The organism is Budvicia diplopodorum (genome assembly GCF_009800925.1).
GTDB lineage: Bacteria > Pseudomonadota > Gammaproteobacteria > Enterobacterales > Enterobacteriaceae > Budvicia > Budvicia diplopodorum.
Map to the genome: position 1 here is coordinate 13,975 of NZ_WOYF01000005.1, position 20,264 is coordinate 34,238.

The 20,264-nt window shown below is 46.9% G+C and carries 21 protein-coding genes and 1 pseudogene; 6 read left to right on the top strand and 16 right to left on the bottom strand.

The window, feature by feature from the left end:
- Positions 1–41: 41 nt before the first annotated feature.
- Both GVI43_RS06655 and GVI43_RS06660 read right to left on the bottom strand, forming a co-directional pair.
- Positions 42–340 (bottom strand): annotated as a pseudogene (locus GVI43_RS06655) (helix-turn-helix domain-containing protein).
- Between the two features lie 2 nt (positions 341–342).
- Positions 343–540, bottom strand: coding sequence for a type II toxin-antitoxin system RelE/ParE family toxin (locus GVI43_RS06660; protein WP_281350995.1), 198 nt, complete (start codon positions 538–540; stop codon positions 343–345).
- Between the two features lie 165 nt (positions 541–705).
- On the opposite strand from GVI43_RS06660, the gene GVI43_RS06665 reads away from it, so the two are divergent.
- The 4 genes from GVI43_RS06665 (at position 706) to GVI43_RS06675 (ending at position 3,596) form a co-directional block, all read left to right on the top strand.
- Complete coding sequence (locus GVI43_RS06665; protein ID WP_211959072.1) at positions 706–1,398, top strand: response regulator; 693 nt, start codon at positions 706–708, stop codon at positions 1,396–1,398.
- A gap of 3 nt (positions 1,399–1,401) precedes the next feature.
- Positions 1,402–2,721, top strand: coding sequence for an ATP-binding protein (locus GVI43_RS06670; protein WP_159566089.1), 1,320 nt, complete (start codon positions 1,402–1,404; stop codon positions 2,719–2,721).
- Positions 2,722–2,782: 61 nt separating this feature from the next.
- The gene (locus tag GVI43_RS16045) at positions 2,783–2,956 is read left to right on the top strand and encodes an IS1/IS1595 family N-terminal zinc-binding domain-containing protein (RefSeq protein WP_425482131.1); all 174 of its coding nucleotides are present in this window, start codon (positions 2,783–2,785) and stop codon (positions 2,954–2,956) included.
- Between the two features lie 97 nt (positions 2,957–3,053).
- Positions 3,054–3,596 (top strand): hypothetical protein, encoded by a 543-nt coding sequence (locus tag GVI43_RS06675; protein ID WP_159566090.1) that lies wholly within the window; start codon positions 3,054–3,056, stop codon positions 3,594–3,596.
- Positions 3,597–3,816: 220 nt separating this feature from the next.
- On the opposite strand, the gene fdhE is transcribed toward GVI43_RS06675, so the two are convergent.
- The 4 genes from fdhE to fdnG are packed head-to-tail and all read right to left on the bottom strand — an operon-like array spanning position 3,817 to position 9,329.
- Positions 3,817–4,734: a formate dehydrogenase accessory protein FdhE gene (gene fdhE, locus GVI43_RS06680; RefSeq protein ID WP_159566091.1), complete on the bottom strand. Its 918-nt coding sequence runs from the start codon at positions 4,732–4,734 to the stop codon at positions 3,817–3,819.
- A complete protein-coding gene (gene fdnI, locus GVI43_RS06685; protein WP_159566255.1) occupies positions 4,727–5,386 on the bottom strand; it encodes a formate dehydrogenase-N subunit gamma in 660 nt (219 codons plus the stop codon). The genes fdhE and fdnI overlap by 8 nt, the downstream gene beginning before the upstream one ends.
- A complete protein-coding gene (gene fdxH, locus GVI43_RS06690) occupies positions 5,370–6,263 on the bottom strand; it encodes a formate dehydrogenase subunit beta (protein ID WP_159566092.1) in 894 nt (297 codons plus the stop codon). Before fdxH ends, fdnI begins: the two co-directional genes overlap by 17 nt.
- A 12-nt stretch (positions 6,264–6,275) precedes the next feature.
- Entirely contained in the window at positions 6,276–9,329 is a 3,054-nt protein-coding gene (gene fdnG, locus GVI43_RS06695; protein ID WP_159566093.1) for a formate dehydrogenase-N subunit alpha, read from the bottom strand.
- 379 nt (positions 9,330–9,708) lie between these two features.
- Between fdnG and fdhD the strand changes: the two genes are divergently transcribed.
- Entirely contained in the window at positions 9,709–10,521 is an 813-nt protein-coding gene (gene fdhD, locus GVI43_RS06700) for a formate dehydrogenase accessory sulfurtransferase FdhD (protein ID WP_159566256.1), read from the top strand.
- 201 nt (positions 10,522–10,722) lie between these two features.
- On the opposite strand, the gene GVI43_RS06705 is transcribed toward fdhD, so the two are convergent.
- From GVI43_RS06705 to GVI43_RS06740, 8 genes are all read right to left on the bottom strand, one after another.
- Positions 10,723–11,556 carry a helix-turn-helix domain-containing protein gene (locus GVI43_RS06705; RefSeq protein ID WP_159566094.1) on the bottom strand — a complete coding sequence of 278 codons (834 nt, stop codon included), beginning with the start codon at positions 11,554–11,556 and terminating at the stop codon, positions 10,723–10,725.
- A 311-nt stretch (positions 11,557–11,867) separates the two neighbouring features.
- Positions 11,868–12,134 carry an HPr family phosphocarrier protein gene (locus GVI43_RS06710; protein WP_281350989.1) on the bottom strand — a complete coding sequence of 89 codons (267 nt, stop codon included), beginning with the start codon at positions 12,132–12,134 and terminating at the stop codon, positions 11,868–11,870.
- 55 nt (positions 12,135–12,189) lie between these two features.
- Positions 12,190–13,245: a 2-hydroxyacid dehydrogenase gene (locus tag GVI43_RS06715; protein WP_159566096.1), complete on the bottom strand. Its 1,056-nt coding sequence runs from the start codon at positions 13,243–13,245 to the stop codon at positions 12,190–12,192.
- 5 nt (positions 13,246–13,250) lie between these two features.
- Positions 13,251–14,666: a PTS galactitol transporter subunit IIC gene (locus tag GVI43_RS06720; RefSeq protein ID WP_159566097.1), complete on the bottom strand. Its 1,416-nt coding sequence runs from the start codon at positions 14,664–14,666 to the stop codon at positions 13,251–13,253.
- A gap of 203 nt (positions 14,667–14,869) precedes the next feature.
- Complete coding sequence (locus GVI43_RS06725) at positions 14,870–15,169, bottom strand: PTS sugar transporter subunit IIB (protein ID WP_159566098.1); 300 nt, start codon at positions 15,167–15,169, stop codon at positions 14,870–14,872.
- 32 nt (positions 15,170–15,201) lie between these two features.
- Entirely contained in the window at positions 15,202–16,023 is an 822-nt protein-coding gene (gene rhaD, locus GVI43_RS06730; protein ID WP_159566099.1) for a rhamnulose-1-phosphate aldolase, read from the bottom strand.
- 15 nt (positions 16,024–16,038) lie between these two features.
- Positions 16,039–16,506, bottom strand: coding sequence for a PTS sugar transporter subunit IIA (locus GVI43_RS06735; protein ID WP_159566100.1), 468 nt, complete (start codon positions 16,504–16,506; stop codon positions 16,039–16,041).
- A 718-nt stretch (positions 16,507–17,224) separates the two neighbouring features.
- Positions 17,225–17,707 carry a cold-shock protein gene (locus GVI43_RS06740; protein WP_159566101.1) on the bottom strand — a complete coding sequence of 161 codons (483 nt, stop codon included), beginning with the start codon at positions 17,705–17,707 and terminating at the stop codon, positions 17,225–17,227.
- 188 nt (positions 17,708–17,895) lie between these two features.
- Between GVI43_RS06740 and GVI43_RS06745 the strand changes: the two genes are divergently transcribed.
- On the top strand, positions 17,896–18,594 hold the full coding sequence (locus GVI43_RS06745; RefSeq protein WP_159566102.1) for an RluA family pseudouridine synthase: 699 nt from the start codon (positions 17,896–17,898) through the stop codon (positions 18,592–18,594).
- A gap of 150 nt (positions 18,595–18,744) precedes the next feature.
- Here the strand turns inward: GVI43_RS06745 and GVI43_RS06750 are convergent, their stop codons facing one another.
- Both GVI43_RS06750 and GVI43_RS06755 read right to left on the bottom strand, forming a co-directional pair.
- Positions 18,745–19,059 (bottom strand): hypothetical protein, encoded by a 315-nt coding sequence (locus GVI43_RS06750; RefSeq protein ID WP_159566103.1) that lies wholly within the window; start codon positions 19,057–19,059, stop codon positions 18,745–18,747.
- Positions 19,060–19,543: 484 nt separating this feature from the next.
- Entirely contained in the window at positions 19,544–20,029 is a 486-nt protein-coding gene (locus tag GVI43_RS06755) for a toll/interleukin-1 receptor domain-containing protein (RefSeq protein WP_281350990.1), read from the bottom strand.
- Between the last annotated feature and the right edge of the window lie 235 nt (positions 20,030–20,264).

The following is a 20,264-nucleotide window of genomic DNA, read 5'->3' on the forward strand; positions in this document are numbered from 1 at the left end:
AGGTCCACTCTATCTCTTATGTTATTGTGAACCAGAAGTCATCAGACGATAAAGCCGATATGCTTACCTGTCGGTAGTTTGATATCTATTTGCAACTCCCCCCCATTGCTTCAACGTAGCGTTTTAGGGTAGACAATTTCTGATCGTTACCGCGAGATTCAATAGCGGCGACAGAGGGTTGAGAGATTCCCATGTAAGCAGCTAATTCGACCTGCGACATTTGTAGTTCATCGCGTAAAGCCTGTATTTTTGAAATGAGTAGCATTTGCTCCCCCATCCCTTTAATACGTTCTTGGCTCTCAGAAAAATGGGAAGCCAACATGTCTTTTAAATTGCCCATCATTACCTCTTCAATGCCTGTAAATGCGTGGTAAATTCGGCATCAGCAACCGGAATCATTCGCGTATAAAAACGTTTGGGGCTAGCCTCTTTATTGCCAACACATAAAATAACGGCCCGGCGTTCTAAATCAAATGCGAATAATGCCCTGATGGGACACCCCTTATGCAGAACGCGTAGCTCCTTCATATTACGATGAATAGAGCCACTGCAGTCTGGTTAATATATGTAGGGAAATTGCAAAAAAATGAGCTCAGTTGTGCATATTGTACGCAAATGCACTGAATTGTACTCAATTGTATCCTAGGGTTTTACTCCGGCTACCGGATTGTATAATTAAAGCACATGTCGATAGGGAAAATAATAATGACAATGTATAAGGTAATGTTGGTAGAAGACGACTCCCGGTTAGCCTCTTTGATCGATGAATATTTATCTGACTATGAATTTGACGTCAGCATCGTTAGTCGCGGAGATACTGCTTTAACCCGTTTTGGCGAAATTCAGCCAGACATTGTCATTCTTGATTTAATGCTGCCCGGTCTGGATGGCATGACCGTTTGCCGACAGCTCAGCGCAGTGAGCAATGTGCCAATTATTATTGTGACTGCGCGGGAAGATAGTTTTGATGAAGTGCTCGGGTTGGAACAAGGGGCCGATGATTATGTTAACAAACCGGTTAAGCCTCGTATTTTATTAGCCCGGCTGCGAGCCCTATTGCGGCGGGGGAGAATAGATAAACCCAAAATTAACGAAGAAGTGACTATTGGCAAACTCACCATTTCCAGACGCAACCGTCAGGTTTTCTGGCGCGGATTGCCCGCGGAATTAAGCAACTCTGAATATAAGCTGCTGCTTGCTCTCATTGAGTCTGCCGGTAATGTGCTATCGCGCGATGATTTGCTAAAGAAAATGCGCGGAATCGAGTTTGATGGCCTTGACCGCAGTATTGATAATAATATTTCGCGCCTACGGCGTAAGCTTGATGATGAAAACGCACAGAAAATAAAAACGGTCTGGGGCCAAGGCTATTTATTTATCCCTTCGGCATGGGACTAAGCTATGTGGCGCTTACTGATCCGAATTTTTCCGGTAGTGGTCATCTCGATGATATCGGCTATAGCTATCGTTGTTTGGGTTTTGTATTACTCATCCCAGAGTTGGATGGAAGAAATTACATTAACCCATACTAAAAGTGACGTATTTTTGCTTAAAGAGTACCTATCTCAAAGCCACAGCGAGACGGAGCTAGAACAGCGTTTTAAGGTCTTCCAGCAGCAATACGTAGGCGGTAGCTACATGGTGCCTATCGCTCACCTAACGGTACTTTCACCAGAAAAGAAACGGCAGTTACTTGATGGTAAAACGGTATCTCAGATTGGAACTGACTATGTATCGATGATATATCCGGTGATCTATTTTCGCGCTGGCGACTCAGATCGGGCCGTTATTATTGACTATAAAGTGTACTTTGAGAACACGGCAAGCATTGACGCAATGATTAATGTCTCTGGCCTGTTGGTTTGCCTGTTCTTTCTTTCACTCTGGTCATGTTTTCATTGGGCTGAGTTTAAAAAACTAATACGAGCAACTGAGCGGATAACTCAAGGGGACTTCTCTGCCAGAGCAAAGGTAAATAAGTATGCAAGCACTTACCCTGTGGCCTATCAGGTTAACCAAATGGCGGCTTACATTGAGCGATTAATTAATGGTCAGCGTGATTTAATTCATTCCGTTTCTCATGAGCTCAGAAGCCCGATTGCCAGACTCAGCTTCGGTTTGGAATTGCTGCAGAAAATAGGCCAGAAATCCGGTCAACGCACACAGCTAAAGCTTAGAATCTGCGAACTGCAAGGGGATGTCGATGAGCTTAATGATTTAGTTAACGAACTACTCCAGCTTGCTACCGTTGGGCAACAGTATTTGACTAACCCACAATGGTTTGACTTAGGCGCTATGCTGCATGACAGCCTACGGATATTGAAGCGCAGCAACAAGGCTAAATATATTACCACCTCATGGTCGGCTGAACTGGGTGACTATAAGGGCGACGAGCGCCTTCTGGAGCGAGTGGTTACTAACGTTCTGCATAATGCAGGTAAATATGCCGCACAGCGAATTAACCTATCGGCAAAAAAACTGCCCAGCGGCGATTACGAAATTGTCATTGAAGATGACGGCCCCGGAATACCCGTTGAAGAACGGGAACGCATATTTGAGCCGTTCTATCGGCTGGAAAGTATCTGGGATAAGAAGGTTAGCGGCTATGGGCTAGGGTTATCCATCGTTCAGAAAATAGTTCTGGTCCACCATGGTCACATTAATATTGAAACTTCAGAACTAGGAGGAGCAAAGTTTATCATTCGATTACCCAAAGGCTAGGTTAAATCCTGATATATATAATAAGGATACTAATATGCTATTTGATAAATTATTTAACCCAATGCCTCCCTGTCGGCACTGTAGTAAAACGGGCAATATAAAAAGACACGGTAGGGGAACAGCCGGCTACCAGCGTTATTTTTGTACCTCATGCAGCCGCACTTTTCAGACTAAGTATATTTATAATATTGCCAATAAGCAGAATGCAATGAGTGCCCCATCGCCTCAGCAATGAGCAGGCATCAATAACTATTAACGCTCTCAAACTCGGTATATTGAAGAGATATGCTGAATATTTTTAATTAAGAAATAAATAAAGGAAGAAATTTATAATGAAACTCACTTCATTACTGGCAGGTTTATTTGTTGTTGTACCCGCACTGCTTTTATCCGGCTGTGACGGTGGAACAAAGCACGAAAAAGGGAATATTCTAAATAGACAGGCCTCCATTACCTTGCCTGCCGGTTTTATCAAAATGCCGGAAGATCTATTAAAAACCATGTACCCGCAGGCCCAACGGCCTAACGAAGCCTGGTATGTAGAAAGTGAAAAAAGCAAGGTCTCTTTCGCCTTTAGCCAAACGGCTCAGGCCATGACCGATGCTCAGCTACCGGGCTTTGCCGAAGCAATGAAAAACCAGTTTAGTGCTTTCTCACCCAAAGTGTCGGAAATCAAAGTGAATGGCAAAAAAGCCATACGCATTGAGGTGCTCACCCCAGATACCACTAACCCTGGCGGTACTCAAATCTTTAACGTTATGCAGTTTTCGTCTATGAACGGAAAACTACTGATAGCCGCGTTTAATACCACCGTAGATCTGCAGGAAAAATATCAACAGAGTGGTAAAGCCGCGCTGGATACCCTTACTTGGTAACTGGTTAACATTTGTAGGCTGCCTATATGGCAGCCTAAGATTGCTGACAAAGTTGTTTAAGTTGGTTTCAGTGTAAATTTCGGCCGCATAATCAACATCGGAATATAACCATTTTCTAATGGACGAGAGGCGCAGGACATTAATTGAGCCGTACTATGGGAAAGGGGATATGATGAGTAGGGATAATTGGGCTATGTTTATAGCCCAATTCTTTGAGGGTCTACTCTCCGGATGGAAAAAGAAAAGGATTCAAGCCGCTTCTGGCGAAGTTCTCCCCTTCCATTTTAGCGTCCAGCACCAGCGAGGCTAAATCGTCAGCCACTGGCTCGACGAACCGATCTTTATCCTGATACAAAATCTTCAGGTAGCTGCCACAGTCGCCGCAGCTTTCCGCTTTTATCGCCGCCTGTTCGGTGTCCAACGACCAATAGTCTAGCTTACCGGTTTGCTCACAGTTGCTGCATTTAACCCGCACCATATGCCATTCGCTTTCGCACAGGCTACAGTGTAAATAGCGCAGCCCGGTTTCAGTGCCGATATGCACAACGCTCGCCACCGGCGGGCTGTCGCACACCGGGCAGTTATGGCGCTCTTCGCCGTATTCAGCCTTAGCTTTACCGGGAATTTGGGTCGCCATTTGCGCCCAATAAACCGATAACGCCGCCCACAGGAATGGGGCTTTATCGCTGCCTACTTTACCGATTTCACCGCACAGTAACGCCGTGGCTAAGTCTTCCAGTTCCTGAGAACCAGCTTTGCTTAGCGCTTCTAAAACCGGTAGCACATGCCCGGGAGCCGTCGGTTCCAGCTCGGCAATAATCGCGCTCAGTAGCGTTTGCCAGTGCTTGCTGCGGGGGAAATATTTCACCGATAACGGTGAGTGGCCTGCGGCAGTAGAAGCCTTCAGCACTTCAGTTAAATCAATGGATAACGGAAGATCGTGCTGGGCATTTTGCTGCGCCTCAACCACCGTGGCGGCAAAATTCAGGTAATCACCCAGCGGATGCTGCTGCGCCAACTGGCATAAACGTTCAGCCCGGCGGGAATATAAACTCTTTAAGTTGGCAAATAACAACGGCGGGATTACTCCCGCCGTCTTTGCCACTTCGCCCTGAGGGACGATGCGGATGCTACTCATCTTTCTTTGTTTCCTTGGCGTTAGCTTCTTCGGCAACAATTTCACGATACCACCGAGGGTGATGCTTCATAGCCCATTTGCGGCTTACTATACCTTCAACCATACCGGTAATCGATCCCTTTACCCAGAAAGCCATATACATATGGATCAGGATAGCGTGGATCAGCACAATGGCGGCCACCGCATGAATCAGCAGGCCTAAGCGAATTGCCCAAATCGGGAAAAACTCGGCAAAGTAAGGGCGCCAGATAATCACGCCGCTTACCAGCAGAACGAGGATCAACCCCATAATGCTCCAGAACATGGCCTTCTGGCCGGGATTGTATTTCCCCACGTCGGCGACAATATGTTCGTTGCCCTTCAGCACTTCAACAATATGGACGAACCAGGTGATATCGTCTTTCTTCGGCATGTTGTGCTTCACAAAGCGGAAGAACATCAGCACCAGCACGCAAAAAATCAATACGCCAAAGAACGGGTGCAGGATGCGCCCCATCTGCGGTGTACCGAATGTCTGAGTTAGCCAGCTTAAGGTCGGGAAGAACATCGCAATGCCCGACAGCGCCACCAGAAAGAAACAAATGACCACCGTCCAGTGGCATGCCCTCTCGATAAACGAGTAGCGTTTAATCATCTTACTTTGCTTCATGATTCCCCTCCTCGTCATCGTCTTCATCCACTTTGTTCGGACCAACGCCGATGTAGTGATAAATCAGGCCGGCGAAGCTGGCAACGAATGCCGCGGCTGACAGTGGTTTTAATACGCCTTTCCAGAACCCAACCACCGGACTGATGGACGGATCGTTCGGTAGCCCATGGTAAAGCTGCGGGCGATCCGCGTGGTGTAGAACATACATCACATGGGTGCCGCCAACGCCAGCCGGATTATACAGGCCTGCATGAGCGTAACCGCGAGCGTTGAGTTCCGTCACTCGATCGCCAGCCAGTTGGATCATGTCTTCTTTGGTGCCGAAATGAATAGCACCGGTTGGGCAGGTTTTCACACAGGCGGGCTCCTGACCTACGGTTACGCGGTCAACGCACAGGGTACATTTGTAAACCCGGTTATCCTCTTTGTTCAGACGCGGAACGTCGAACGGACAGCCAGCGATACAGTAGCCACAGCCGATACAGTGTTCTGACTGGAAATCAACGATACCGTTAGCGTACTGGACGATAGCACCGGCCGACGGGCAAGACTTCAGGCAGCCCGGATCCGCACAGTGCATACAGCCATCTTTACGGATCAGCCATTCCAGCCTGCCGTTTTCTTCTACTTCCGAGAAGCGCATGACGGTCCATGATTTGGCGCTCAGGTCCGCCGGGTTGTCGTACACCCCAACGTTATGACCGATTTCATCACGAATATCATTCCACTCTGAACAGGCCACCTGACAGGCTTTACAGCCGATACAGGTGGTTACGTCAATCAGCTTCGCCACTTCTTCCTGATGATGACGCACCTGTGGAGGCGGCGTCAGGGAGTGGGTGGCGGAACGCTTGATAATGTCTTGAGATTGCATTGACATAATGTCTCTCCGTTACACCTTTTCCACATTAACCAGGAACGCCTTATATTCCGGCGTTTGCGAGTTGGCATCGCCGACGAACGGCGTCAGGGTGTTGGCGATAAAGCCTTTTTGAGCTGCGCCCTGGAAGCCCCAGTGAATTGGAATACCCACGGTATCCACATTCTGTCCGTTAACCTTCAGCGTACGAATGCGCTTAGTGACCACCGCTTTCGCTTCAATAAAGCCACGATGCGAACTGACTTTCACCGTATCGCCATTCTTAATGCCTTTAGCCTCAGCCAAACCTTCGCCAATTTCGACGAACTGCTCTGGCTGCATGATGGCATTGAGCACCGAATGCTTAGTCCAGAAGTGGAAATGCTCCGTTAAGCGATAGGTGGTACCGACATAAGGGTAGTCTTTGGCATTACCGAGGTTAGCGATATCCGCTTTAAACATGCGCGCCGCCGGGTTAGAGATCACCTTGCTGTGCAGCGGGTTAGTGCTAATCGGCGTTTCAAACGGCTCATAGTGCTCAGGGAACGGACCTTCAGCCATCTTATCGGTAGCAAACAGACGGCCCATCCCTTCGTTTTGCATGATAAACGGACCCACGTTGCTGCCCGGAGGCGCTGCGCCGTAATCGGCCACGTCAACGCCGGTCCACTTAGCGCCATCCCACTCGATCAGCTTACGTTTTGGATCCCAAGGTTTACCCTGAACGTCGGCCGACGCACGGTTATAGAGGATTCGACGGTTAAGCGGCCACGCCCATGCCCACGCCAGCGTATTACCAAGACCGGAGGGGTCGGCGTTATCGCGGCGGGCCATTTGGTTACCGGCTTCGGTCCAGCTACCGGCAAAAATCCAACAGGCGCTGGCGGTGGTGCCGTCATCGCGCAGCTGCGCGAAGCTGTCCAGCAGTTGGCCTTTCTTCAGAATCACTTTGCCGGTGGCGTCGGTAATATCGGCCAACGCATAGCCGTTAGACTCTTTGGCGATTTCATCTGCCGCCGGATGCATTGGCTCCAGATAATTCCACGTCATGTTCATCAGCGGCTCTTTACCCACGGCTTTATCGCCGTCTTGAGCATAGAGTTCCCGCAGTTTGAACAACAGGCCAGACAGGATTTCACCATCGGTGATGGCTTCTCCCGGCGCATCGCCGCCTTTCCAGTGCCACTGTAGCCAACGGCCAGAGTTGACGATTGAGCCGTCTTCTTCGGCAAAACAGGTACAAGGCAGGCGGAAAACTTCGGTCTGGATGGTCGACGGATCAACGTCGTTCTGCTTACCGTGGTTCTCCCAGAAGGTTGCCGTTTCGGTATTCAGCGGATCGATGGTGACCAAGAACTTCAGCTTTGACAGTGAACGGACAATTTTATTCTTATCCGGGAACGAGGCGACCGGGTTAAAGCCTTGGCAAATATAGCCATTCACTTTTCCCTGATCCATCATTTCGAAGTACTTCAGTACGTCATAAACCTGATCCCACTTAGGTAGCCAGTCAAAGCCCCAGTCATTCTCTTTCTGAGCCTTATCGCCGTAGAAGCTCTTCATCATGCTGATAAAGAATTTCGGGTAGTTACCCCAGTAGTTAACCTGATCGGCCAGCGCTTTTTTCGGCGTATTGGCATCAAGATAGGTTTGCAGCGCGGTGTGTTTTTCTGACGGTAACGTCATGTACCCCGGCAGAGACTGCGACAGCAGGCCAAGGTCGGTTAACCCCTGAATATTGGAGTGACCGCGCAGGGCGTTAACGCCGCCGCCGGCCATGCCCATATTCCCCAGCAGAAGCTGGATCATCGCCATAGTCCGGATGTTTTGAGAACCAACGGAATGCTGGGTCCAGCCGAGGGCATACAGGAACGAGGTGGTTTTATCCGGTGCGCTGGTTTCAGCAATCAGTTCACACACCTTCAGGAAGTCGTCTTCAGGCGTACCACAAATGTTGCTAACCACGTCTGGCGTATAGCGGCTAACGTGTTTCTTCAACAGGTTCCACACACAGTTAGGATCGGTCAGCGTTGGATCGCGTTTAGCGAAGCCGTCGTCACCAACCTGATAGTTCCAGGTGGTTTTATCATACTGACGCTTTTGTTCATCATAGCCGCTGAACAAACCGTCTTCGAAGGTAAAGTCTTCACGCACCAGCAGGCTGGCGTTGGTGTAGGCTTTAACGTACTCGGCGTTAATCTTGTTCTTTTCCATCAGGTACAGTAAAACGCCCGACAGAAAAGCGATGTCAGTACCGGAACGAATCGGAGTATAAAAGTCGGCAACCGAAGCCGTACGGGTAAAGCGAGGATCGATAACGATTATCTTGGCATTGTTATGGATTTTGGCTTCCATCGCCCAGCGGAACCCCACCGGATGCGCTTCTGCCGCATTTCCACCCATAACAACAACTAAGTTAGCGTTTTTGATATCAACCCAGTGGTTGGTCATCGCACCGCGACCAAACGTTGGAGCAAGACTTGCTACCGTTGGTCCGTGTCAAACGCGAGCTTGGTTATCGACCGCTAGCATACCGAGCGAGCGGACAAATTTTTGGGTTAACAGCCCCATTTCATTACTGGAAGCCGATGCCGCCAGCATACCGGTGGTAGTCCAACGGTTAACGGTCGTGCCATTAGGCGCCGTTTGCTGAAAGTTAGCATCGCGATCGGCTTTCATCAGCTTGGCAATGCGGGTTAGTGCATCGTCCCAGCTTAAGCGTTGCCATTTATCTGAACCCGGCGCGCGGTATTCAGGGTATTTTAAGCGGCTTGCGCTGTTAACATAATCGATAAGCCCTGCCCCTTTAGGACAAAGCGCACCGCGGTTTACCGGATGATCCGGATCTCCCTCGATGTGGAAAATACTGGCTTTGGCATTTTTAGCACCATCACCCATGCTGTACATTAACAGCCCACATCCCACCGAACAGTAGGTACAGGTATTACGGGTTTCCTGAGCGCGCAACAGCTTATAGCTGCGCGTCTCTGCCAGCGCCATTGAGGGAGCGAACCCTAGCGCTGCTGCCGTTGTACCTGCCATACCGCCAGCGCAGATTTTGAAAAACTGCCTTCTGCTGAACTGCATGGTTTTCTCCTTTTTTCTTATTTACTGTTACATTGCTCTAAATAAAATGACGTACAAACGCTTTACTGACCGACCTGCGCTGAAGGATGACGTGGTGCTTTTTTCATCGTTTTGCGGCAAATTGAGCCAAAAAAGAAAAGTATAAAAAACAAACTGCTAGTTACGCGAAACCAAGCGGGTGCTTTAACAACCGCACGATAAAGACATTAGTATTGTACGGGGATAGAATAGGTATTAATTTGATCCACCTCCTAAATGTTACGAAATTTAACTTATTGTTGGCTATTTTTACTTTATTTGTACTCTTAATGTTAACTCGAAATGAGTAATTACCAAGTACACAACATTTGAAGGTCTATACGTGAAAACCGATCACTCCATGCAAAATGACGACTCTCAATCTATCGTTGGCGTTCGGCAGCTTACCGTTCGTCGACACAACGCATTGAACGCGCCCGAGCCAGACTGGGTTGCAGAGGAGATCCCCGTTGCGCTGAGCTATAACGGAATCGCTCACGTTGTGATGATGGCCACGCCAAAAGAGTTGGAAGAGTTCGCCATTGGCTTCTCTTTAGCCGAGGGAATTATCGAATCACCCAAAGAGATTTACGGCATCGACGTACGTGAAAGCTGTAACGGCATTGAAGTTGAAATTGAGCTGGCTACCCGGCGTTTTGTCGGGCTAAAAGAGCGTCGTAGAGCGATGGAAGGTAGAACCGGCTGTGGCGTATGCGGCGTTGAGCAACTGGGCGAAGTGCTGCGCCCGATTAAACCGCTACCCTTTAGCCAAACCTTCGATCTAAGCCTGCTGGATGGCGTTCTGCCCCAGCTTAGCTCGGTGCAAATCGTTGGGCAATTAACCGGCTGTACCCACGCCGCCGGCTGGATATCGCCGCAGGGAAAAATGCTCGGCGGCTGTGAAGACGTAGGCCGCCACGTTGCGCTCGACAAGCTATTGGGCGTAAGGGCCACACGGGGCTGGCAGCAGGGAGCCGTTTTAGTTTCCAGCCGCGCCAGCTATGAGATGGTGCAGAAAGCGGCAATGTGCGGCGTTGAGATTTTGTTTGCGGTATCGGCTACCACTACGCTGGCGGTGCAGGTGGCGCAGAAGTGTAACCTAACGCTGGTGGGGTTTAGTAAACCGGGCAGGGCGACGGTGTATACGTGGCCGGAGAGGGTTATTGGGGGTTAGGGGTAGTTATTTTTAAGACCACTGACAAACTACTTCGTCATCCCGACGAAAGTCGGGATCCAGCTTTTGACCTTTCTCTAGTATTATTCAATCGATTGAATAATTAAGAAACAAATTCAACGGGATGACGGGCTAAAAATAACGTCAATTGTTGCCTTCCTGAACGTGATTATTTTGATGTAAGGTAGCTCCCGTCATTATTTATATTATTTCCAGACAATGCTTAGTGCCGGTTAATTTAACCGCCCGCGGCGGTACACCAAACTCCCGTCTGAAACAGGTGGTGAAATAGGAATGATCGTCAAAGCCGTTATCCTGAGCAATGGATGTAATCGCTTTGTTGGTATAAAGCAATTGATAAAGGGCATTAAACAAACGTAGTTTATTTAAATAACGCTGAGGGGAGAGCCCTATATCTTTATCAAGATAGCGGTGCATGGTTCTTATGGTAATAGAAAACTGTGAGGCAAGATCGGTCCAATTAACATTTTCCTGAAAATTGGCATGCAGCCAGCGGATCAATCTTAATATTCGTCTTTCGTTGGTATTATTTTTATCATAAAAATAGCTGCAATAACGCAGGTCAACTAATAGCCGCAAAAACAGACTTTCCTGTTCAATATGTCCTTTGTCCTGACTGGCAATCAGTTTACTCAATGAGCCATTGATCATATTTGCGCTATTACTGTCTAGAAAACGATGAATATGAAATGAGGCAAATTGCTTAGGGATAAGCGCTTCAAATCCCTTAATGAGATTGAAATGGTCTGAAGGTTGGTAAAAAATATTAATCGTACTTAGATTTTGAGTGTGTTCGTAAATATGCAGGTCGGTTGATTGAGTAAAGAAAAGCATTCTGGGGTAAATTGCATAAGATTTGCCATTAATAACGTGAAGGCCAATTCCGCTGGTGATAAAGGTGATTTTACTAAAATTAAAGTTAGGTTTTGGTGAATAATTATGAGGAATTCTGGATGTGATAATAACGTTTTGATGATCGGAAACAAAATAATCTGGTGAGATTGAGCTATTCATAGTCAAGACCTAACTGTTAGGCTTTTTTAAATATTATCCGACAGAATGCTGAATATCCAGTTTCATTTGTGGTATTGGGATGTGTGCACAATATTTCCAACACTCACCGATTTCCTTATCCAGCATGGCATTAATAGCTCACTAAAATATGTTGTACTATCTCTCTGAAATAAAGTTATAAAGGTTAAACGGGGTATTCATTTAACCTTTATAAAGAAAGAATCAATATAATTCCTCAATTCCATTAACGTTGATATTACGCGGATTTCCCCCGTACAAATTTTTGAAGCATTTAACGATATGATAGTGCGTTATTTTTCGCCAAATCCGGCATCAAACAGCGCTTTGATTGCTAAAAACACGTCCGTTTCGTCCTGTCCGTCACAAATCACTTCTATTTTTGCTCCCCCGGTAATGCCTGCGGTCATCAGTCCAATGACGCTTTTCCCTTTAATCACTTTTTCCTTAAAAAGAAATTCTACTTTCGAACGGTGTTTAGAAACCGTTTTAACAATGGCACTGGCAGGCCTGGCATGCAGACCCGTTGTATTATTCACGCATAGTATTTCTCTAATCATTATTATGATTCCAGGTATAAATATATTGATGTCACTAATGGCTTAATAAATCAGACTAGAGATTAATCAACATGTCGCTATGTCCGGTTTTAAAATAATCGTTTAATACGCTTTTTAACAGATAAGGCGCTTTGGGAATGGCATCGATCGTATCACCCGCAATATGCGGCGTGAGGGTAATATTATCTAACGCAAGAAGAGGGTCATCGGCTTCAATCGGCTCGATCCAGCTCACGTCTAAAGCGGCACCGGCGATGCGTTTATTTTGTAATGCCTCAATCAGATCGGCTTTACAGACTACGCCCGCTCTGGCGGTATTAATAATATAGCTGCCGGGCTTCATTTTATTAAACACCTCTTTATTTATCATGCCTTCTGTTTCAGGCGTTAAGCGCATATGTAATGACAAAATATCTGACTGGGATATAACCTCATCAAGACCTTGTAATTTAACGTGAATACCGTCTTTTTCAAGAACGGATTGTTCTACAAAAGGATCGTGAGCAATGACCTTTACCCCCAGAGAATTAAGCCTCTTAGCGACTAATTTACCAATGTAGCCCATACCAATTAAACCAACGGTGTGATTGGCCAGAATGGTTTTGAAGGCATCGTTGGAAAAGCTTTTACACCATTTACCATTTTTTATTTCATGGTGGGCCCGCGCAATATTTCTGGTCTCGGCATACATTAAGCTGATAGTAAAATCCGCCACGGGTTCAGCATTGCGAATCACGTGAACTAGCGTGATATTTTTTTCTTTTACGCTGTCCAGCGCAATATGTTCAAGGCCGCCACGACAGGTTCCAATGAGTTTTAACCTGCCGGCTGCTTCTAACATCTTTTTCGATACGGGGGCAATGTGGACCAGCAGATAATCAGCATCTTGCATCGCCTCTACGATGCCATCAGGGAGATCGACATATTCAGGCCCGTTTTTTTCAATTTGCAGGATCTTTTCTTGAAAATGTTGTTTTTCTAATTCAGAAAACCATTCAAACGTTTTAATTTCCAGTTCACTATTATCTCTACCGGGGAAATTAATACCTTTAGCTGCGTCTATTAATGTTGCACTACTGACCAAGGCATCTCCAACAATAACGAGTTTCATCTTTATTATCCTTTATTCAGTGAATTAATTTGTTCGTCAGAAACAAAAACTTGTCTTTCTAAATAGTTATGTATTGCTTCTTTCTTAATGCGGACAAAAAGATAGAATATGATGTAAACCATCACGCTGAGTGCGATATAAACCGGATTTTGCGTTAGGAAAATTAAGAATAGGCCGCCCATGAGATGATTGGTCATTACGGCGAAGCTACAAATCAACATGGCTCCCACCGGCAGAATTACTCCAACGCTTTTAGCGACATCGGTAAATACCGGGGCAACGGCAGTAATGATATATAACCCACCGACGCACCAGATAGCGCCGGAGATAAGAGATTTAAAAATATTACCACCGGAGATAGCGATAATAAGCTCAATCATATAAGGGATGGCAATAAGATCTACCATCGGTAAGGTTTCATTTCCTGGTAAAATAACGGCCAAAATAAAGATGATTGGAATAAGTAGCATCCCGGTTAATAAGGTTGCTGATTCTCCGTACCCCGCGGCATCATTAATTGCCAGAAACCATACCCGATTTTTACCACTGTTTTTTGCCGTTTTTCTGGATGCATCCGTAATCGTGGTAAAGGCAGAAGCGAATACGCCGGCAATTTTAGGGAAAATACACATTACCGCAGCGGTTGCTATGCCAACTTTACAAATTTCCCCCCAGGCCTCTAAGGTCTCCAGCCGGGTATAGTTTCCTGAAAAACCAATCAGGCACCCTAAGACCAACCCCAAACTTATTGGCTCGCCGATAAATCCCAATTTTTCCTGTAAGGTTTCAGGATTCCATTTTATTTTGTTGGCACCGAGTTTATTCAGTATCCAATCCACCACTATCGCCAGAGGTACTGAGCAAACGTGGTGGGGGGCGGTCATGGTACAACCCGGATAGCCATAGTAAGTAGACCACCTCTTAGCCACAATTTCGGAGCAGACCAGAGAATATAAATTAGATAAAAGCATTAGGCCGATAGCCAGATATATATTCCCCGTCGCGATGTATAGCATTGAGCCCCATAGCATGAAGGAAAAATTGTTCCACATGTCGGACGGCATAAAGATATTGGTGAAACGGGTGACAAACAGAATGGTTTGAAATAGCAGGCCCATACCTAAAAAGATCATACCGACATTGGTCGAGTAAGCGACGACGCTCGTTGCCTGCCATCCGGTATCCAGAATACGTAAAGAGATGCCTGAGGTTTCCACCATTCTTGTAATGACCGGCGTAACAACGGGAGTATAGGCACCAATTAACATACCGAATCCCGTTAGGCCTATGCCCGCATTTAAACCGGCTTTAAAGGCCTTCTTAGGATTCACCTTCATTAATATCGCTATAATATAAATGATGAATGGCACAATAATGGCCGCACCAAAAGAACTCATGATTTTCGATAGAAGCTCTAACACTTTTAACACCTCTCACGCAATGAGCACTATAAACCTCACGATCATCCTGAATATATCCTGCAGAAACGGCGCAATAATTCATCCTCACTCGATTAAGAGTGATATAACGCTTTCTGGAACGATCGTATTACTGCTCAAGAAAATGGCCATGACGCCATATAGACTATATTCTCCACAAACTTCAGCTTATGGAGATATCATCGTTAAATTTCGAGTCTTCCAACTTCATTTAATAATTTTTCAATAAAACCGTCTTCGTCAGTTCCTATTAATAAACCAACGGCATTGATCGTAGGTATATTATATTTATCCTTCAACGGACTAGTATGAACAATAATATCCCACTTTCCTGAACTTAATTGTCCTTCTACACCGGCGGGATTAACTTCAACCGTTTTCGCCTTATAGCCATTAACTTCTAATATATCTTTTACTTTTTCTGCAACCATCGAACTTGTCACAGTCCCTGAACCACAAACTGAAATTACATTGATATTTTTCATGGGTACTATCCTTTATAATAAATCAGGTATGGTTATAAAATGCCTTCCCGCGGTGTAACATTAAACGTTTTTGCTAATGCTCTTAATTCATCGCTGGTAATAGATTGTTTAATTCCGGTAATAGCTGCCGATGACCGTAAATATATATCTGCGGCTTTATCAACCGTTTCAACCAAACCTAACGCATCGTCTAAATTACTGCCCGCCCCCATAATTCCGTGATGAGCCCAAATAACGATGCGGCAATATTCCATTTTCGCTGCGGATGCCAGGCCAAGGTCAATCGTGCCGGCGACCATCCACGGAACAATACCAACGCCTTCCGGGAAAACCACCAGACATTCGGTAATTTGTTGCCATAGCGTTTTGGAGAATTTCTTTTCATCCAGATCGTGCACAAAGGTCATTGCTATTGTTGCGGTCGCATGCGTATGCAGAATAACGCGATGGTCGGGATCGTGTTTTAAACGGATCGCATGGCATTTTAAGTGAGAAGCTAATTCGCTGGTCGGATTACCGCCGTTAGCTAATCCCCAAAGCCGTTGATAATATTTTCCATCTTGAGATATTTTTAAAATCACCAGGGCGTCAGCGGGGTTTTTTATGACATTTCTGAAATACTTGCCTGACCCGGATACCAGAAAAATTTTACCAGCCAATTCAGGAAGAGGCATGGGCAGCTCAGTCTCATCAATGGCTTGATGCGTGTCCAGATAGGGTGTGACCTCTTCTTCTTTTAAAATATAGCTAATATTACCGCCGTTTCTTTCTGCCCAGCCCTTTTCCCAAAGCTTGAGAGTGACATCACACATCTCCTTAATGAAAGGCGCCTCGTTAATATTGTATATAATCATGTCATCACCTTGTATTTAGATCGAAAGGAAGAATTCATAAACCTTTTCTACCGATGTTAGCCCGGCCAGCGTCTTAACCCGTTGCCGCTGCGCAAACACCGACATCAATTTTTGCAGTAAATCGATTTGATTTTCGGCCTCGGTCACGCCAAGAGAGAAAATCCAGTCAACGTCTATTTTTTCATCGGTGGTCCCCATAACGGAAAAGCTCAAGGGTTTTGCCAAGTGGGTTATCGCAACGAAGGGCTTCTTAACGTATTGAGGATCGGTATGCGGGATGGCTATATTTAGCCCGGCAGTGGCTAACCCGGTCGGGTACTCTTTTTCCCGCGCGATAATCTTCTTGAGATAGCTGGCTTCCACGTATTGCTGGAAGTAAAGATCCTGATGAGAATGGGTGAAAAAATCATCCTGATCCTTATACGCTGCATTTAATTTGATCAGTGATGGTGAAATAAATCCACTCAGTGTGCTGTTCATCATGACTTGTCCATAAACTTTACGAAGGTATCTATGCGCCTAATTTAGCCGCTGCTTTTTTCTCTTGATACACATCTTATGACCGCATACTGACCATTTCCTTAGATCTATGGACCAGTAACGGCAAACCCTGTCTATATGATTAAAATGAAGGTGATAGCTATCACAACTTACCGATCTTTCCTTAGGCCGGGCTGGAAAAATCAAGGGAATAGCCAATTCTATCCCTTTCTTCATACCTATACTGACTAGCCGCAGATCGCGCTCTGCATCTGAAATAGCCGGCTGTTGCCTGTTCGTAGAGCTCAAGCAGCACGGGAATAATATGCGCGGAGTTTTGTGGTGAAAATGTGGGTTCCATTTTCCAGCGATTGCGCTAAATAGAGTCATCCATGGCACAGCCCTTAGTCAGATTCGGCGGCGATAGCGCTGAGATCGTGGAACTGGATGTCGCTCAGTTGAGTCACCATATGCCTGAGTTTTGCCAATGAAATAGGCTGGGGGGATTTACGTGGAGTTTCAGGCGGATATGGAATCAGTATCGCAGAAATTGGGAAATTGTTTGTGAGCCTCTGTAATAGTCATTGTTAGAGGCTCATTATTGCTAAATCTGACAGTCAGCTAAGAGCGAGAGGCGAACATTAACGCCGCCAAAACAGGAAAATTAGGAAAGCAGAGAATAATTTTCCGGGTAATTGGCCTTGTTATAAGTTGTACTAGCTCAGACCTTGAACAGTTTCACCGTAGCATCCACGTCTATCTCATCTTCCGAGAAGATTAACGTCGCTCCCTGAAAGGTGGTGATCGCTAGTTTTTTCAGCGAACGCATTTCACCGGGCTTAGCGGCTGATTTCGGCCTGATACTATTCATCAGTACACCCACCGAAAGCACTACATTGTCTTTATCAATATGGGTATCGGCTGGTACTTCTTCGCTGTAAACCAGGTAAGACTTGATCGACGTAAGCTTAAGGCGCTCGCCCACGATATAGATGTATTTGTTTTCCGGTTCGACTTTTACAGAATAAGCTGACAAACCTTTGTTATTCGTGGTGGGTTCGAAAGTCACCGCCGCACCTTTCTTAATCAGCTCAGGGTTGGCGACTTTAATCACATGAAAATAACGGTTATCACCGTTTTCATCTTTGATAAATCCAAAACCTTTATCTTCAAACCACGTTGTGATCGTTCCATTCATCGCCATTATCGCCTACCTAATCGTTTATCAACTCAGTTTTTGCAACGCGCAGTGTAAAGCACAATGGCTGCACAGACTACGCCTTTGGTTTAAGTCTGGATGATAAATTACTGGGATGCGAGGGGAACGACCAGATTCGCCAGTCGGTTTAAAATTCGGTATCATCCGTTCCCGCTCTCCATCCGGGTAACCTGATGTCTAAGATTATCGATACCTTTATTGCCCCGCCGTGCCATGACAAGATAGAGATTCTCTATCAGGACGATCATCTGGTGCTTATCAATAAACCCACCGGGCTGCTCAGCCTCTCGGGGAAAAATCCGCAAAATCTCGATTCGGTGCATCATCGGCTAGTACAGATATTCCCCGGCTGTACTCTGGTCCACCGCCTTGATTTTGGTACTTCCGGACTGATGGTGATTGCCCGCAGTAAGGCTATCAATGCCGCCCTCTGCCAACAGTTCAGCCAGCGCACAGTGACCAAAGTGTACAGCGCACTGCTCTGCGGACATCTGGACAACAACGAAGGGGTGATAGAAGCTGCGATTGCCAAAGACCCCGCGTTGTTCCCGCTGATGTCAATTTGCGCAATCCACGGCAAGCCCGCTCGCTCCTGCTATCGGGTCGTTGAGCGCTTTTATCATGAGTTGGAAGACGGGACGTTACTGCCATTGACGCGGGTAGAACTAACCCCGGAGACCGGACGCACTCATCAACTCCGCATCCACTGTCAGCAGTTGGGTCACCCCATTTTGGGCTGCGACCTGTATGGCGGCCGCCTGCTGCCGGGCGCCGAACGGACGCCACGGCTGATGCTGCACGCCAGTGAGCTGCATTTTGTTCATCCCGTCAGCGAAGAGTGGGTCAAAGCCCATAATGCCAGCACGTTCTGAAAGCAAAAGTATCGATAACGACGCCGTGGTTCCCCGTTGATTAACATATCCTTGTCGTCATCCCGACGAAAGTCGGGATCCAGGTTTTAGCTAACAAATTAGCACTTAGCCTAAGGGCTGGACCCCATTTCTGAACTGGTTCCACTAACCTCAGCTCGCACTCTGCATCTGAAATAGTTGGCTGTTCGCCTGTTCGTAAAGTTCAAGCAGCACAGGAATAATATGCGCGGAGGCTTTCAGCCATGCGCTAATCTGCCCGGAGCTTTGTGGTGAAGCGTGGGTTCCATTTTCCAGCGACTCCGCTAAATAGAGTAATCCATGACACAGTCCTTCGGCGGATTCGGCGGCGATGGCGCTGAGATCGTGCAGCTGGAGGTCGCTCAGTTGGCTGAATTGCAGATCGGCGATTAGTGAGCGGAGGATGGTGATGGAAGTTTCTTGGCTGGTGGTTTCAGTAGTAGTCATCTTTTAAGTCCCATATTTTAAAATTTAGATGACCACTCAAGACGCTAAACTTGGGTGGCAGCTCAGACAGAGTTAGCGTTACCGGAACATATGGGAAACCGGTGCTTCTTTCGAAGCCTCTGCCTGAACCGCCATTATTCGGGATGAACAAAAGCGTCAGGCATTATGACATAGTACCGTTTCACATGTTTAGTCAGAACGCTAATTCTGGCTACGGATTTTGCCGCAGCCAGATGACTATATGCCTGAGCTTTTGACAATGAAATAGGCGGGATGGATTTACATGGAGTTGCATGCGGATTTGGAATCTGTATCGCAGGAATTTGGGGGGGGGGGTGTTTGTGCCCTCCCCCTGTAATAGTCATTGTTAGGGGCCCACTTGTCAGTTTTTATTGCTAAATCTGACAATCGACTATGAGCAAGAAGAGAACAGTAACGTTGAAGGTAACTAGCCTGCCTCCGGCAGGCCAGATTGACCGAAGGACTAGAGGGCAGCCAGTTCAGCGATTTTTGTCGCGACAACTGTCATTGAATCTTCTCCAGTGTCCAAGCCGCTTCGTGATGCGAGTAAGGGGCTGACATTACGGAGCGCTTGATACGTCGTGTTATGTATAATTGGAACGAGCCGGTTCCCCGCCAAGAGTGCCGAAAGCTCTTTGTCAGCGACGCCCTCTTTGGGGAGGCGGTTCAGCAGTGCAGGGGTCACCAGCACAAGCCCGATTCGCGAATTTGCTAAGCCCTTATCGATGGCGCGCATCATAGGAACTCCGAGACCAAGATCCTTCTCGCTGAACCAGACTTTGACACCAGCTGCTTCGAGTAAATCATGTAACTCTTTGGCTACGCCCTGCCGGTCATCCCACGCGTGGCACAGAAAGACGTCACGAAGATCAGGTTGCTCCGCTGCTCGTGCCTCAACAGTTTGTCGGATTGGCGCGAGTGACTGCACTTGGGCAGGTGTATACGACACGGACGAACCCGCTTTCGACCAGCGCGGCCTTGAACTGCTACTGGACCCACCGCCACTGTTTCCATAGCTTCCCCCACTACTGCCCAACGAGGAGTAAGACGAGGATGAATGTGAGTATGAACGGTAGCCGCTATAACGGCTACTACATGCGGGGCAGGCTGCTGCCCCACTCGATGTGCGGTGACCATTTACTGGTGCTGTGCATCTAGCCATGTCGTAATCCTTCCATTTGTAA

Excerpts from the sequence above, each read along its gene's own strand:
- GVI43_RS06750 (WP_159566103.1), bottom strand. The coding sequence starts at position 19,059 with ATGACTACTACTGAAACCACCAGCCAAGAAACTTCCATCACCATCCTC.
- rhaD (WP_159566099.1), bottom strand. The coding sequence starts at position 16,023 with ATGATTATATACAATATTAACGAGGCGCCTTTCATTAAGGAGATGTGT.
- fdhE (WP_159566091.1), bottom strand. The coding sequence starts at position 4,734 with ATGAGTAGCATCCGCATCGTCCCTCAGGGCGAAGTGGCAAAGACGGCG.
- GVI43_RS06670 (WP_159566089.1), top strand. The coding sequence starts at position 1,402 with ATGTGGCGCTTACTGATCCGAATTTTTCCGGTAGTGGTCATCTCGATG.
- GVI43_RS06710 (WP_281350989.1), bottom strand. The coding sequence starts at position 12,134 with ATGATTAGAGAAATACTATGCGTGAATAATACAACGGGTCTGCATGCC.
- GVI43_RS06735 (WP_159566100.1), bottom strand. The coding sequence starts at position 16,506 with ATGATGAACAGCACACTGAGTGGATTTATTTCACCATCACTGATCAAA.
- GVI43_RS06725 (WP_159566098.1), bottom strand. The coding sequence starts at position 15,169 with ATGAAAAATATCAATGTAATTTCAGTTTGTGGTTCAGGGACTGTGACA.
- GVI43_RS06665 (WP_211959072.1), top strand. The coding sequence starts at position 706 with ATGACAATGTATAAGGTAATGTTGGTAGAAGACGACTCCCGGTTAGCC.
- GVI43_RS06675 (WP_159566090.1), top strand. The coding sequence starts at position 3,054 with ATGAAACTCACTTCATTACTGGCAGGTTTATTTGTTGTTGTACCCGCA.
- GVI43_RS06705 (WP_159566094.1), bottom strand. The coding sequence starts at position 11,556 with ATGAATAGCTCAATCTCACCAGATTATTTTGTTTCCGATCATCAAAAC.
- fdhD (WP_159566256.1), top strand. The coding sequence starts at position 9,709 with ATGCAAAATGACGACTCTCAATCTATCGTTGGCGTTCGGCAGCTTACC.
- GVI43_RS06745 (WP_159566102.1), top strand. The coding sequence starts at position 17,896 with ATGTCTAAGATTATCGATACCTTTATTGCCCCGCCGTGCCATGACAAG.
- fdxH (WP_159566092.1), bottom strand. The coding sequence starts at position 6,263 with ATGTCAATGCAATCTCAAGACATTATCAAGCGTTCCGCCACCCACTCC.
- GVI43_RS06715 (WP_159566096.1), bottom strand. The coding sequence starts at position 13,245 with ATGAAACTCGTTATTGTTGGAGATGCCTTGGTCAGTAGTGCAACATTA.
- GVI43_RS06740 (WP_159566101.1), bottom strand. The coding sequence starts at position 17,707 with ATGGCGATGAATGGAACGATCACAACGTGGTTTGAAGATAAAGGTTTT.
- GVI43_RS16045 (WP_425482131.1), top strand. The coding sequence starts at position 2,783 with ATGCCTCCCTGTCGGCACTGTAGTAAAACGGGCAATATAAAAAGACAC.